This window comes from Pseudoalteromonas sp. PAR1 (assembly GCF_947311895.1).
Lineage (GTDB): Bacteria > Pseudomonadota > Gammaproteobacteria > Enterobacterales > Alteromonadaceae > Pseudoalteromonas > Pseudoalteromonas lipolytica_C.
In genome coordinates this window covers 58426-72705 of the sequence record NZ_CAMZMY010000003.1, presented here as the reverse complement: position 1 = coordinate 72705, position 14280 = coordinate 58426, and the positions used below count along the sequence as shown (strand labels likewise).

Sequence of the window (14280 nt, the reverse complement as noted above, 5' to 3'; positions counted from 1 at the left end):
TGTTTAAAAATAATGATGACTAAGCGCAAGTTGGGCAGAGCCTATTGACTGCGCTTTTTCTCCGCACACACCTAAACTCACTTCACAGCTACGTAGTCCACGACTATCTAAGCGTGCAAATGCTGCAATTGATAAGTGCTTGAGCTGTTCAAGCGCTTTACTCGGTAACGGCGAATCAATAATCACAGCTTGCATATCTAATAAACTTAAACTGTTATGCATGGCAATACTGATAGCCTCTGCGGCTTTTTCAAGCCAAGGCTGAACTAGCCCTTTATGCACTGCAAACTGACAGTCTGTTAGCTCATACACAGAAATGCCAAGTTGCGCATTATTAAACTCGCTTTGCAATGACAGTAACGAACATTGGCTAAGTAACTGTTCGCGTTCAGCGTTTAGCATGGATCCTATTGCACCGGCATTACCACTTTTGCCTTCGAGAAGCTGATGGTTAATCACCACAGCGCCACCTAAAAAAGCCCCTAAATAGACATATAAAAAATCGCTATAGTTATTAGGATTTCCGAGGCTTAACTCTGCACAGCAGGCTGCGTTATTGTCGTTACTAATATAAACAGGTAACTGAAACTGACTTTCTAAGTAGCCTTTCAAATCAAAGTTTTGCCATTGGCTAAGGGGATTTTTTGCTGAGTCTGAAGTTGCCTGCCATTGCCAAATATCAAACGGCATAGCGACCCCAAGCCCGCAAACATGTGAGCGCAGCTCAGGTTCTAATTGGCTGATTAATTTAGGAATATGTGTTTCTAAAAATACTTTAAGCTCATCAACCGATGCCTCATTCACCTCCAAAGATACAGACGCTCTTTGCGTGCTTTGTAAATCAACGAGTATCAGATCGAAGCGTCGTCGTCCGATTTTTAAACCAAAACTAAACGCGCCATCAGGGTTAAGCCTAAAAGGCACACTTGGCTGCCCTACTCGGCCTTTAACAGGTGCATCACGAAGCAATAGCTTATCTTCTTCGAGCTTATTGATATTCACTGTTGCCGCCTGAGCAGACAAAGCTAACGCCTTCGCTATTTGTGCCTTAGGTATGCTTTGCTGCTGCCTAATTAAACTTAAAATTGCGCGCTCGTTATTGCTTCTTGGTGCTCGCGATAAACTGCTCTTCATAACATCCTTCTTGATACAAGCTGATAAGCGGCCTATTAGACCTGTTTGGCGTACTATCTACCAGTCAAAATAATAAATCAACTAGGTTGATTTATTATTTGTAGTCGTGAATACTGTCGGCCACAACAATATGAACACATTAATCTGGTGAACTATGCAAACACAGTCCGCTATTGTATCGCGCCAAATGCTATGGCCTTTTATTCTGCTTACAATTTGCTTTGCTGCTTGGGGCACTGCAGCCAATATGACAGACCCATTAGTGAAAGTTTTTAGCAAAACATTTTCGATGAGTGCCTTGCAATCAGCATTGGTGCAGTTTAGTTATTATGGCGCTTATTTTTGCCTAGCTTTACCGGCGGCCATGATCAATAGACGGTTTAATTATAAAACGGGGCTGTTAGTAGGTTTAGCCATGGCCGCCTGTGGTGCCTTATTGTTTTACCCTGCTAGCCAAACCATGCTCTATAGTCACTTTTTATTGGCCTTGTTTATACTTGCAGGTGGTTTATCTATTTTAGAGACCTCTGCAAATCCCTATGTCATGCAGTTAGGATGCGAGCAAACAGCAACCCGCAGACTTAACCTGGCACAAGCTTTCAACCCCGTTGGGACTAATATTGGTGTGTTTTTGGCGGCGACGTTGATCTTACCAAACTTAAATCAAGCCGATAGTGCAAGCCGTGCTTTGATGAATGAGGCACAATTAAAAGCCGTTGTTAGTGCTGAACTCGATGCTGTGATGGTGCCGTATGTGGGCATGGCCTGTTGTTTAATCTTGCTATGGCTATGTATCTTCTTTAGCCGCTCTCCTGCAACAGAAACAAAAGTAGCAGCGCAGCCATGCAAACTTAAAAAGACCTTTCAACATTTGTATCAAAACAAGCATTATCGATTTGGTGTGCTGGCACAATTTTTTAATGTTGGCGCTCAAACCTGTGTATGGACCTACACCATTGGCTACACCATGGAAGCACTTAACACCACAGAGGTGACTGGTGGCCAAGTATTACAATATTCGATGTTGGTATTTTTAGTATCTCGCTTCATTATGACATGGCTCATGCGCTTTATAAGCGGCGCTAAATTACTGCGTTTTATGGCTTTAGTTGCAGCTGTACTTTGTTTTATTGTTGCAACGCAAGTTAACTTAATGGGCGTAGTCGCACTTGTTGCTATTTCGAGCTGTCTATCTTTGATGTTCCCAACCATTTACGGCACAGCACTTGAAGGTCTGGGTGAAGATGCAAAAGTGGGTGCAGCAGGCTTAGTAATGGCAATTTTAGGGGGCGCATTTTTACCGCTGATCCAAGCCGCAACCATAGATGCCTTTAACACTGCGGTTTCGTTTGTTGTACCACTTGTTTGCTTTTTAATTGTTGCTTTGTATGGTCACCACACCAAAGTAGCAGCAATACCCGCCAAAGCGCAGTTGCAGGACTAAACGCATCAATGAGATAATGCACCTCGTTTACCTACTTAAGCGAGGTGTATCGTCAATTAATGGCACATATTACATTTTTCATGGTCAAGTTTTTGGCCTTTTCTGTTGGCTGTTTTGCCTGCTTTTTACTTCATGACCAAGCTAATGTTGCCCTTGTTTTATCTGCCGCAGTTACTGGGTTAGTTGGCACATTCATTCCTTTTCCTGCTCGTTTTGGTAATCACCCATATGCAGCCATATACGCTGGCAGCTTTGCTGGCATGTGCTCATCAAGTTTAATCAACAGCTACTGGGAACTGAGCTTTATCTCTTTAATTGGTGCCAGCCTTTACGTATTAACTATGAATCTATTTGCAGGTTTTGGTGGTCGTCTTGGTAGCGTTGCTTTTGCCAGTGTAGCGCTTTATATGCTGGCAAAAGGGGTCTTTTAATGGATTTATTTATTGCTATTACCGCTTTATTAGGAGCCTACTCAACGTACTTTTTAGCGCATCATAATCGCTTTGATGGCATCCGTGCATCAGCGGCTACCAGCATTATTGCATTTAGTGTCTTGAGCCTTTTATCTGTTGATGTGGAGCTCTACAGCGTGGCTTTCTTTGGCGGGACTTTCATTGGCATGAGCGCACCAAAGCGCTTTGGTATCTTCACGTTAGCCATTTCTTCGTTACTATTTGCAATGTTGTTTGAATACTTAGTGCCACGTTTGCATGGCTACGGCGGCGCACTTGGCGTAAGCGCATTTTTATCTGTATGTGTTTGTCATATAGGTATTTTACTGGGTGCTCCTCGCAGTAAAAAAAGTAACTAAATCTTACGCAGCAGCTAAAAACCTATACCTTTTCACTAATATTAATTAATATGTTAATAACTTGTTTAAGGATAAAGGGTCTTTATGCTGCTCCGCTCATTTCTGATTGCTACCCTGCTTTGTTTCATCAGTTGTGCGACGGCTGCGAAAACACTGACCTTTCTTGCCGAAGATTTACCACCGTACCATTTTAAAAATCAGCAAGGCGAAGCAGACGGTGCGCTTGTTGAAGTAGTAAAAACAGCTCTGGCACGCGCAAACATCTCCGGCGAATTCAGAATTATGCCAATGGCACGGGCTTTTTATGAGCTTGAAAACAATCCAAACATGTTAATGATTTCGTTACTAAAAAATCCAGCTCGTGAAAGCCGGTTTAAGTGGTTAGCACAAACCTATTTTTCAGATGCTTATTTAGTGGATCTATCGAGTAAAAGCCACAAAATATTTAGCTTAAAGCAAGCCCAGCAGTACCGTGTAGCGACTATTCGAGGCTATTCAAGTGAACATTATTTGAAGCAAGCGGGATTTAATGAAGATAAAAACTTGGTGCTAGTCAGTCATTACCATCAACTTTGGCAATTGCTTGAAAAAGAGCGCATCGACTTTGTGCTTACCAACACTCTAACCTTGCAAAACGAACTGGCATTATCTGGGGTTGACCCTAGTGACATTCATAAAAGCCTGCACTTAGACGACTTTCCCTCAGGCCTTTACCTCGCTGCAAACCTTAATATAGATAAACAACTCGCTATACAATTAACTGATGCAGTTAAAGCTTTGAAGCAAAGCGGTCAATACCAAGCAATTTTACAAAAATGGCAGTTGCCTTTACCCAAATAAAAAATGAAAAACACTCCATTATTTTATAAAAGCTTAGCTTTGGCTTGCGCCCTTAGCTGCCTACCGTTAAGCGCCTTTGCAATAACTCCTGAACAGGCTCAAGAAAAACTAAACGAAGCACAATTGCTACGTAACAGTGATCCAAGCCAAGCAACGGATATATTTGAGCAGTTAACTAACGATACAACCCTCATCAATCAGCCACAGATCATTCAAGAAGCGCTCGAATCGTTGGCGTTTATGAATGTAAGCAATGGCGATTATGACCAAGCACTGAGCTATGCAGAGCAACTACTAGATTACGGACAAACACAAAATAATCAGGCTGTAACGGTACGAGCAATGCTTATTCAGGGTTACGCACAAGGTAGAAAAAGTAACTTTCTAACAGCAGAGCAGCACTACCGAGATGCATTATCCATTGCCAAACAGATACAAGATTCTATGCTGATAGCCCAGTCTTATGAGCGATTAGCAGCTATTTTACGCTGGCAAGATAAATACATAGCTGCTCTAAGCGAAGCACAAAAAGCAGTCAATATTTTACGCGAGTTCGATGACGAAAAATCATATGCATCTGCGCTACAAAACTTAGGAATAATCGAAGCCATTATTGGCGATCACAATGCGGCGCTTGCTAATTTAACTTTATCATTTTCTTTGCATCAAAAACTTGATGATAAAAAAGGCATTGCAGATGCGCTTTATGAAATTGGCGAAGTTTATCGACGTATGGGTGACAATGCTCAGTCGTTAAAGCACTTTAAAATGTCTCACGTGTTGGATTTAGAAATTGGCTCTAAAGTCGATATTGGTAATAGTGCCATGAAAGTTGGCTATGCTGCACTTAAACAAGGTGAACTTGCTACAGCCACCGATTACGCTGAGAAGTCGATTAGCTATTATCAACAATCATCTTCAAACACAGGGCTATGTCGCTCGTATAATTTAATGGCGTTAATTGCTTTAAAACAAGGCAACATTAGTGAAGCGCAAGCATATATTGATCGCGCTTTAGCAATCGCTACTGACTATAATTTTCGATCACACTTAGTGTCTTTAGGGATCACTCAAACACGCATCTATCAAGCCCTTGATGATCATTCAAAAGCTATTAAAACCGCAGAGCAAGCTTTAAAACAGGCTGACGAACTGCATGATGTTGAAGATCAAATCAGCTTAAATAAACTACTCACTGACTCTTACCTTGCATTACAACTGTATAAACAAGCATTTGAATCGCAAAGTCGCTATCAAACCCTTGAAGATAATACCGGTAAAAATCAGCACGACTTAACCGTGGCCGCAATGCAAAGCCAAGTGGCTTTTATGCGAAATCAGCAAGAAATCAATCAATTGAGTGCTGATAAGCAAATTCAAGCCGCCCAACTAAGCGAAAGTGAATGGCAATTTAAAGCGTGGTTATTGGGCTTAAGCTGCGTGATTTTACTGATATCAGGCTTTGGCTACCGCTCATTTAAAAAGCGTAAACTTGCCAGCGAACGAGCACAGCTACTCCAAGAAGTTGTTGATAAAAAGAACCGCTTACTAGCCGATGTATCTCATGAAATTCGCACGCCACTCACAGCACTACAATTGCAAGTTGAAGCATTGCAATACAATATCGCCAAAGACGTTGATGCCTCTTACGATGCAATTAATCGAAAACTTACCGATATAAATATACTGATCCGTGATATCCATCAACTAGCACAAGCAGATTCTGATAGCCTGTACCTTAACTTAAAACCCTATTTACTTGCTGATGTATTATCCGTTTGGCAACAAGACTTTGCTGCTTTTGTACAAAGCAAAGGCTTTGAATTTACCAGTAACATTCGCGTTGCTGCTGATATCAAGGTGACATGGGATATCGATAAAATTAAGCAAGTACTGACTAACCTTTTATCAAACAGTACTTTTTATACTGATAAACCCGGCAAAATTAAATTTGTAGCGACAGCCTCAGAGCAGAGCATTTCTTTTAGCATTGAAGATACCCCACCCGGCGTTACCGACAATCAGTTAGTTGAAATATTCGAACGCTTATACCGTGTTGATAAGTCGCGCAGCCGTCAAACGGGGGGCTCAGGCCTTGGACTGGCGATTTGTAAAAGCCTGATTGAAACACACAAAGGCACTATAAAAGCTGAGCACAGTGAGTTAGGTGGCGTTAAGATCCTCATTTGCTTACCGCTTATTAGTGAACAACAGGTTTAGTATCACAACTCCCTGAAATCGCCCCTAAACCGGGCGGTTTCATTACATCTAGCCCAATTAATGCCGACCAAGGTCGCATATTATTTAATCAAAAACCGCCCTATATTTTTTAGTACGTTGTACAAATCTCTCACTAAAAAGTATAGGAGCCTCACAATGGCGGGCGAATATCAACAACAATATCAACAGTTCCAGCGCGATCCCGGTCAGTTCTGGCTTGAGCAAAGTAAACGAATTCCTTGGTTTAAAGAGCCAAGTGCTCCTTATCAATATGACGATAATGATTTTTACCATTGGTTTGCCGATGGTCAGCTAAACACTTGTTACCTAGCCCTCGACCAACATGTCGAAGCAGGCTTTGGCGACCAAACTGCACTGATTTACGACTCCCCTGTTACCAATACCAAACAACAATACACTTATGGGGAGTTACAAACTCAGGTAGCTAAATTTGCAGGTCTCATGCAATCCCTTGGCGTAAGCAAAGGTGACCGCGTAGTCATTTATATGCCAATGATCCCACAAGCGGTTATTGGTATGCTGGCGTGTGCGCGCCTCGGTGCCATTCACTCCGTTGTATTTGGTGGTTTTGCACCGCACGAACTCGCGGTGCGTATTGATGATGCAAAGCCTAAGCTTGTGCTTACTGCGTCTTGCGGGGTCGAAATCAATCATGTAATTGAATATAAGCCACTGCTTGATGAAGCACTCGACAACGCCAAGCATGCTGTTGAACACTGTATTGTATTTCAGCGTGAACAAGCCATCGCCGAGATGCAAGATGGCCGAGACATCGATTGGCAATCAGCCTCTGAGGCAGCAAGTGCAGTCGCTGCAGTACCTGTTGCAGGTGACGACCCGCTTTATATTCTTTACACATCAGGCACTACAGGAACTCCTAAAGGGGTGGTTCGAGAAAACGGGGGGCACGCAGTTGCAATGCATTACAGCATGGAAACCGTGTATGGCATGAAACCCGGTGAGGTATTTTGGGCAGCTTCTGATATTGGCTGGGTAGTTGGTCACTCGTACATTGTATATGCGCCGCTCATTTATCGCTGTGCCACCGTACTTTATGAAGGCAAACCAATTAGAACCCCTGATGCCAGTGCGTTTTGGCGTGTTGTCGAAGATTATAAAGTCACTGCTTTATTTAGTGCTCCAACTGCGTTTCGCGCAATTAAAAAAGAAGACCCTAACGCTGAGGGCTTTAAACAACACAACACCTCAAGTTTAAAGCGTTTATTTTTGGCCGGCGAGCGCCTCGATCCACCCACCTATGAGTGGCTAAAAGACAAAACGGGCTTGCCCGTACTCGACCACTGGTGGCAAACAGAAACAGGTTGGGCAATTGCGTGTAACCCAATTGGTATTGAACAACTTGCCACTAAACCGGGCAGCTCTACGGTACCAACACCGGGCTTTGATGTACAAATTCTTGATATGAACGGTGAGCAGTGCGCAGCAAACGAAAGTGGCGCTGTGGTTATTAAACTGCCTTTACCTCCTGGCTGTTTACCTACAATTTGGCAAAACAATGAACGCTTTCAAGCGGGCTACTTAAGCGAGTACCCGGGTTATTACCTTTCTGGTGATGGCGGCTATATTGATGACGATGGGTATCTATTTATTATGGGTCGTACCGACGATGTAATTAACGTTGCGGGTCATCGCTTATCAACCGGTGAGATGGAAGAAATTGTAGCAGCCCACCCTGCTGTTGCTGAATGCGCAGTATTTGGTGTTAACGATGCACTCAAAGGGCAACTACCCATGGCAATGATTGTGCTCAAAGATGATTACCTTGGCGATAGCAAAGAAGTCGAGCAACAATTAGTTCACTCGGTAAGAAATCAAATTGGCGCCATTGCCTGCTTAAAAAACATTTTGCATGTTGAGCGCCTCCCAAAAACCCGCTCAGGGAAAATACTCAGAAAGAACTTACGCCAATTGGTCGATGGTGAAGAACTACAAATTCCATCTACCATTGATGATGCCAGTATATTTGATGAGATCAACCAACAACTTAACAATCGCTGATCTGCGTTTGTAATTTTGTAATGTTACCCAAAGGCCTTGTTTAAGGCCTTTATTCGTTTTGGCCTATGGCTTGCAATTTTACTAGTAAGTTAGCAAACGAAAAGGTGGTTAACATGGCTGTTATCGCAGGTTATATCCAATTCAATGAATTAGGCAAAACAGAATTTCATTATATTAATCAACTAGCTGATGTATTTAATCGCTATAAAAAAGCAGATGTTCAGCGCTTTGATTGTGATAATGGAGCTATTTTTCAATATGATTTTGATGCATACCAACAAGCGAGTTGGTTGCAAACTGAGTCGCAAATTGCAACGCTGATTGGTCATCCCTTACTCAGTAGCTCTCGTAGTGATGATTTAAAGGCCATGGCAAATACAAGCTCGCTCAACACCTGCTTGCAGCAATGTGAAGGAGTATTTAGCTTTTGCCAGTTTAATAGCCAATTAGGCAGCTTAGTCCTTGCCACAGACCCACTTGGCTTAAAACCATTTTACACCTTAAAAACGGCGCAAGGCTTACTGTTTTCAACCAACTTGGGGATATTTAAACAGCTCAGTATTGAGCTTGAAAGCGATGCCGATGCACTCACAGAGCTTGCGGTACTTGGCTACCCGCTTTTAGATCACACGCCTTATAAAAACATTAAATGCTCATACCCAGGCGAAATATTACGTTTTGATGCCAGCCACGGCGTGGTAAAACAACGTTACTTTGATTGGGTTGCCCTTGCCAAACAAAACTTTGAGGTGACCGACGCAATTGAAGGCGTTACTCAGGCTTTTCGCAGTGTTGTCACAAAAGCGATGCACACCGATAGAAAAGTGCTCAGCACCCTGTCGGGCGGCTTAGATTCACGATTAATTAACTGCGAGCTATTACGCCAAGGGGTTCAGCTAAAGTCGTTTAATTTTTCGCAATCAGATAGCCAAGATCTCTACTGCGCAAAACAATATGCTTCGCAAAATGCCCTTAAACTTGAAGTAGTGCAAGTACGCGACACGCAAAAGCTCTCTGTTGAACAGCGCCTTGGCAAATACTGGCGCAAAGCACATCACAATGAATATAAAACCGTTTCAAGACCACAAATTAGTTGGTCTGGTAATGGCGGCAGTGTTGGCTTAGGTGCGGTGTTTTATGGCGACGCTATTTATGCTGCGGCAAAAGAAAACAATCTTGATAAACTCATTCAAGCTTATTTAGATCAGCAGTACGCTTATTTGCCAAAGTCAGTGGTACATAATGCGTCTATGCTGCAACAAAAACTAATTGATAACCTAAAACTTAGTTTTAAACCCTTGGCTGAATTGCCACTCGAAAAAGCATTTCAATTGTTTTTGCTACTCAATGATCAACACCATCATTTGAGCATTCCAAACGAGCAAGTATGCGAGTTTAAAATGGAGTTCTTTCATCCGTTTTATTCGTGGAAAGTACTGCAATATCCTTTAGCAGTCTCTGTTGAATATGTACGTAAACACCGTTTTTATCAGCGCTGGCTGAAAACCAGTTATCCGCGTGCCATGCTTGCACCATGGCAAGCCTATCCGGGCCATATGCCCTGCCCAATCAAAGTAAACTACCAGTCGCAGTGGCAATTTAACAATAACAACCTGATGCGTTTTGGTGAGCTGTTTAAGCTATGGTACGAGATCATGCGCTTTGACCGTCATCAGCTTATAAAACGCAGTCACTTTACCGCGTTATGTATATTGCAATTAGTACATTTAAAAAATGCACAGCCAAATATTCGCATCGCCCAGCGGTTCTGTCAGTGGTGATGGATACTAATCGGCAATAATACTTAATCATGTGAGGGCATTGTTATGAAATACAAAAACAACTTTCTAAAAAATAATATTTCAGGCTAGAATCAAGTAAATTATTAATAGTTCAAGCTGAAATTTCAATGAGAAAATGGATCCTTGCCCTGCTTCCTTTAACCGTATTAGCAGGCTGTACCTCGGTAAGTAAAGATGAATGTTTACAAGCCAATTGGCATGGTATTGGTTATAAGCATGGTGCAGATGGCACTGAGTATCGTGATGGCATAGATGCCTTATCACAATGCAGCGAATATGGCGTAAGTGCCAATATTGCTGAATATAAAGTGGGATATGATCAGGGTCTGGCGGTCTATTGTGAGCCCAAAAATGGCTTTACCCTTGGCATGCAAGGCGCATCTTACAATGGCGTTTGTAACAGCACTGCTTTTCGTAAAGCATGGCAAGAAGGCAATGATAGGTACGAAGTACAGCAAAGACTGATATACATTGATGAGCGAATTGACGACATTGACCGCCGCTTAAAAGATATTCGCGCAGAGCTTAATAGCAATCAGCTTGATAATGGCCAGCAAAAAGAGCTTTATCGAGAACGCAAAGATTTAGAAAACGAACGCAAAGATTTACGCAAAGAGCGCGCCTTACTACCGCTTTTAAATAAACTACCTAGCGTCGAAATATCAACCGACTGGTAACGATTTGTTCTTTAGCTTCATTTTATACATTTGCTCGTCAGCTGAGGCGAGCAACTGTTTGGCATTTTTACCATCCTCTGGAAACATCGCAATACCAAAACTTGCACTAACGGGTAACAATGTTGCGTAACGCTTGGCAACTGCTTCAACCGCTTTTTGACAGCGCTCGGCAATATCCTGACAAACAAAGCGTTTTGCTAAGGTCGGTAGTAGAATAACAAATTCGTCCCCGCCAATACGCGCCAACACATCATTATCTCTTAACTGTAATGAAAGTTGCTCACTGATATCTAACAGTAAATTATCGCCCTTTTCATGGCCAAAAGTATCATTAACAAGTTTGAAGTTATCGAGGTCTATATAGATTAACGAAAAGTGATTATGCTCGACGGGCGCTTGCATTGAAAATGCATTCAATTGAATATCTAAGCCGCGTCGGTTTAGTAATTTAGTTAATGGGTCTTGATTGACTAATTCACTTAATAATTGTCTGTTTGCCACCTCTTGGGAAATATCATCAAATGCGCCAATGTAATGACTTACATTGCCGCTGTCATCATATAAAGCATCAATCGATAATAACTCAGGAAAGACCTCGCCTGATTTACGTTTATTCCACACTTCTCCTTGCCAAGAGCCATCAGCAAGTAATGTCTGCCACATAGATTTGAAAAACTCACAAGGATGACGGCTAGAAGATAAAATGGCAGGGTTTTTTCCTAAAACTTCAGATTTTTTAAAACCCGTTATCTGTTCGAAAGCAGGGTTTACATCAACAATTTTAGGTTCTGAGGTGGTGATTATGATGCCTCTACTGGTTGTCGAAAAAACAGCTGTGAGTAGTTTTATTTGCTCGTTATTTTTAATTTCTTCGCTAACATCTTCTAAGTACCCATTCCACTCAACACTTCCATCTTTATGTGCTACAGGTGAAGACTTGCCTTCAACCCATATTAATCCCTTGGTTGGATGATTAACCCGAAAAACCTCATGCCAATCGTCTAAACTAACGCGTGACCGCACAACACTTTTGTAAATACGTTCATAATCATCTGGATGAACTGTGTCTGTTAAGATACTGGCTGATTGTTTTATTTCTTCAGGTGTACACCCATAAATATCAACCACCTTAGTTGTTGCAAAAGGAAATGATGCATGGCCTTGCTCATCAATTACAAATTGATAAACAAACCCGGGAAGATTGTCAGTAAAGGTTTGTAGCTTAGCGTGCAAAAACTCTATTTCACGTTCTTTGAGCCATTGTTCTGTAATATCAATGTGAACCCCTAGCATCCATTCAGGATTACCTGCTTCATCCCAGCTTTGCACCTTACCTTTATCAAGCACCTTTACCCAGTGCCCTTTTTTATGCTTCATACGAACATCACAAATATAACGCTCAGACTCACCACGAAAGTGAGCATTAAGAAGCTTTTCTGAATTTTCTAAATCATCTGGGTGGGCTAAATTCATCCATGTTTCTATCGATACAGGCTTTAATTCGTCTAAGGTGAAGCCAACGATTTTAGCCCACTTATCATTAAAAATTGTTTCGCCGGTTTGTATATTCCAAAGCCAAATGCCTGCATCACTGCCATCAAGAATTAATTGAGCCACATCTAAACCTAGCTTAGATTTGACCGTCTCATAGCCTTCACTAAATATCATAGTTTTCCTTGCTCGCTAACCCAATGGCATCAATCAAGCCTCTATATTTATATTAGTTAACAAACAATAAAACCTCTAACAGAGTAGGCAAGTATATTGATCTACAACAGCTAAGTGGCTATTGGCCAATCAGCTGCATCGACAACATCAATAAGCTCAGAGACGGTAACATCACCTTGCCATTTGCGAATGAAACGAGCCAAAGGATCATACAGCGCTGTTTGCTTATTAATATGAAAGTGCCGCCCTCCTCTGGGGTCAACACCGACACCCGCAATGTATTGCCAGTTCCCCCAATTAGCTGCTACATCATAATCAATGAGCTGTTGCTCGAAATAAGCCGCACCATAGCGCCAATCAAGCTCAAGTTCGTTGACCAAACAACTTGCCGCAATTTGGCGCGAACGGTTAGAAATATAGCCTGTCGCATTAAGCTCATGCATTATTGCGTTCACCAAAGCAAACGGCGTGCGGCCTTGGCACCACGACTCAAAACGCTGACTATTAAAGGTAGTCAGAGGCGCGCTTTGCTTTTGTCCTTTAAAATGGAATAGTTTTACACCAGCCTGTACCGCATGCCACTTAAAGTATTCGCGCCACAGTAATTCGAACTTTATCCAATAACTAGACTCATTCGCCCCGTTTTTAAGCTCATATACTTCAACCTCTCTGTACAGCTGTTTTGCGCTAATTGTGCCACCAGCGAGCCATACACTGAACTTGGTACTGTTACTAAAACCATCTAACTCGTTACGCGTTTCTTTATAACTGCTTGGCGCTTTAGACGAAAAGTAAGCATTGCAATGCTGCTGAGCTGCAATTAAACCACCTTTAAAACTGCCTGAGTGAGCAGGAACATCATCTATAGCTTGCTCAGGACATAGCTGAACTGGGTGAGGCAAAAGGCTTACCGCTGGCAAAGGCGCTGCTATAAAGGCTGGCTCAGCTTCTACCTTTTTACGAAAAGCAGTAAAGTTTTTTGGCAGGTTATCAAGTTGAAAAGGCAAATCACTTGCCTTGAACAAGGTATCTTGCTGATAGGTTTTCACCGTCACATGTGGGCATAATACTTTGATTTTATTGAGCTGCTTTTGCTCATAAACACCAACCTGCTCAGTACAAACCAATGTTTCAATTTCATATTTTTGCAATCGCTGACTAATTACTTGCTCAGGCTCACCAGTGATCACATGCAGTGTTTGCCCAAGCTTCTCAACTGCTTGTGCAAATGCCGCGAGACTCTCACGTAAAAAGTTGAATTTATGCGTACCAAACGATTTCGACTGATAGTTAGTTTGCCGAAACCAGCGTGGTTCAATCACAAACACTAAATCAAGCTCGCCATCAAAATCAGCTAACTCAGATAGAATTTCATTGTCGACTAGGCGTAAATCATTTTGCAGCCAATATAAAACACGCTTTTTCATTACTTACTCTATTAGAAACCTTAAGAAATCATACGTAAGCCAGCTATTTCACGATTAATTTCGCCTTAGTTGATTATCATATCCCTTATTAATCATAACCTTACAATCTTCAATGAAGTTTAAGTTTTAGTTAAGTTTTTCTTAAGTTAGCGATTTTATGCTGAGAACTGTAAAGAATTTAAAGGTTGATAAAGCAAATCGCCGCGTCTCCTTGGTA

General features: G+C 41.9%; 11 protein-coding genes. 8 read left to right on the top strand and 3 right to left on the bottom strand.

Annotated elements, in window-relative coordinates:
* Window positions 1-3 precede the first annotated feature (3 nt).
* A complete protein-coding gene (locus tag QL229_RS03105; RefSeq protein ID WP_281546469.1) occupies window positions 4-1134 on the bottom strand; it encodes an ROK family transcriptional regulator in 1131 nt (376 codons plus the stop codon).
* Window positions 1135-1288: 154 nt separating this feature from the next.
* Here QL229_RS03105 and fucP point away from each other — a divergent pair, with 154 nt between their 5' ends.
* The 8 genes from fucP (at window position 1289) to QL229_RS03065 (ending at window position 10968) form a co-directional block, all read left to right on the top strand.
* Window positions 1289-2578: an L-fucose:H+ symporter permease gene (fucP, locus tag QL229_RS03100; protein ID WP_281546468.1), complete on the top strand. Its 1290-nt coding sequence runs from the start codon at window positions 1289-1291 to the stop codon at window positions 2576-2578.
* A gap of 80 nt (window positions 2579-2658) precedes the next feature.
* A complete protein-coding gene (locus tag QL229_RS03095; protein WP_199526831.1) occupies window positions 2659-3009 on the top strand; it encodes a hypothetical protein in 351 nt (116 codons plus the stop codon).
* Window positions 3009-3389, top strand: a complete 381-nt coding sequence (locus tag QL229_RS03090) for a hypothetical protein (RefSeq protein WP_135925735.1) — start codon at window positions 3009-3011, stop codon at window positions 3387-3389. Before QL229_RS03095 ends, QL229_RS03090 begins: the two co-directional genes overlap by 1 nt.
* An 84-nt stretch (window positions 3390-3473) precedes the next feature.
* On the top strand, window positions 3474-4229 hold the full coding sequence (locus QL229_RS03085) for a transporter substrate-binding domain-containing protein (protein WP_138556599.1): 756 nt from the start codon (window positions 3474-3476) through the stop codon (window positions 4227-4229).
* A gap of 3 nt (window positions 4230-4232) precedes the next feature.
* Entirely contained in the window at window positions 4233-6449 is a 2217-nt protein-coding gene (locus QL229_RS03080) for a tetratricopeptide repeat protein (RefSeq protein WP_138556600.1), read from the top strand.
* A gap of 156 nt (window positions 6450-6605) precedes the next feature.
* Window positions 6606-8489 (top strand): acetate--CoA ligase, encoded by a 1884-nt coding sequence (locus QL229_RS03075; RefSeq protein ID WP_138556601.1) that lies wholly within the window; start codon window positions 6606-6608, stop codon window positions 8487-8489.
* 113 nt (window positions 8490-8602) lie between these two features.
* Window positions 8603-10270, top strand: coding sequence for an asparagine synthase-related protein (locus QL229_RS03070; protein ID WP_171040376.1), 1668 nt, complete (start codon window positions 8603-8605; stop codon window positions 10268-10270).
* Window positions 10271-10398: 128 nt separating this feature from the next.
* Entirely contained in the window at window positions 10399-10968 is a 570-nt protein-coding gene (locus QL229_RS03065) for a DUF2799 domain-containing protein (RefSeq protein ID WP_281546467.1), read from the top strand.
* Here QL229_RS03065 and QL229_RS03060 read toward each other — a convergent pair.
* A complete protein-coding gene (locus tag QL229_RS03060; RefSeq protein ID WP_138556604.1) occupies window positions 10954-12636 on the bottom strand; it encodes a sensor domain-containing diguanylate cyclase in 1683 nt (560 codons plus the stop codon). The two genes, QL229_RS03065 and QL229_RS03060, sit on opposite strands and share 15 nt — an antisense overlap.
* Window positions 12637-12746: 110 nt before the next feature.
* A complete protein-coding gene (locus QL229_RS03055) occupies window positions 12747-14063 on the bottom strand; it encodes a DASH family cryptochrome (RefSeq protein ID WP_138556605.1) in 1317 nt (438 codons plus the stop codon).
* Window positions 14064-14280 lie beyond the last annotated feature (217 nt).

Excerpts from the sequence above, each read along its gene's own strand:
- QL229_RS03055 (WP_138556605.1), bottom strand. The coding sequence starts at position 14,063 with ATGAAAAAGCGTGTTTTATATTGGCTGCAAAATGATTTACGCCTAGTC.
- QL229_RS03105 (WP_281546469.1), bottom strand. The coding sequence starts at position 1,134 with ATGAAGAGCAGTTTATCGCGAGCACCAAGAAGCAATAACGAGCGCGCA.
- QL229_RS03095 (WP_199526831.1), top strand. The coding sequence starts at position 2,659 with ATGGTCAAGTTTTTGGCCTTTTCTGTTGGCTGTTTTGCCTGCTTTTTA.
- QL229_RS03060 (WP_138556604.1), bottom strand. The coding sequence starts at position 12,636 with ATGATATTTAGTGAAGGCTATGAGACGGTCAAATCTAAGCTAGGTTTA.
- QL229_RS03080 (WP_138556600.1), top strand. The coding sequence starts at position 4,233 with ATGAAAAACACTCCATTATTTTATAAAAGCTTAGCTTTGGCTTGCGCC.
- QL229_RS03090 (WP_135925735.1), top strand. The coding sequence starts at position 3,009 with ATGGATTTATTTATTGCTATTACCGCTTTATTAGGAGCCTACTCAACG.
- QL229_RS03070 (WP_171040376.1), top strand. The coding sequence starts at position 8,603 with ATGGCTGTTATCGCAGGTTATATCCAATTCAATGAATTAGGCAAAACA.
- QL229_RS03065 (WP_281546467.1), top strand. The coding sequence starts at position 10,399 with ATGAGAAAATGGATCCTTGCCCTGCTTCCTTTAACCGTATTAGCAGGC.
- QL229_RS03075 (WP_138556601.1), top strand. The coding sequence starts at position 6,606 with ATGGCGGGCGAATATCAACAACAATATCAACAGTTCCAGCGCGATCCC.
- fucP (WP_281546468.1), top strand. The coding sequence starts at position 1,289 with ATGCAAACACAGTCCGCTATTGTATCGCGCCAAATGCTATGGCCTTTT.
- QL229_RS03085 (WP_138556599.1), top strand. The coding sequence starts at position 3,474 with ATGCTGCTCCGCTCATTTCTGATTGCTACCCTGCTTTGTTTCATCAGT.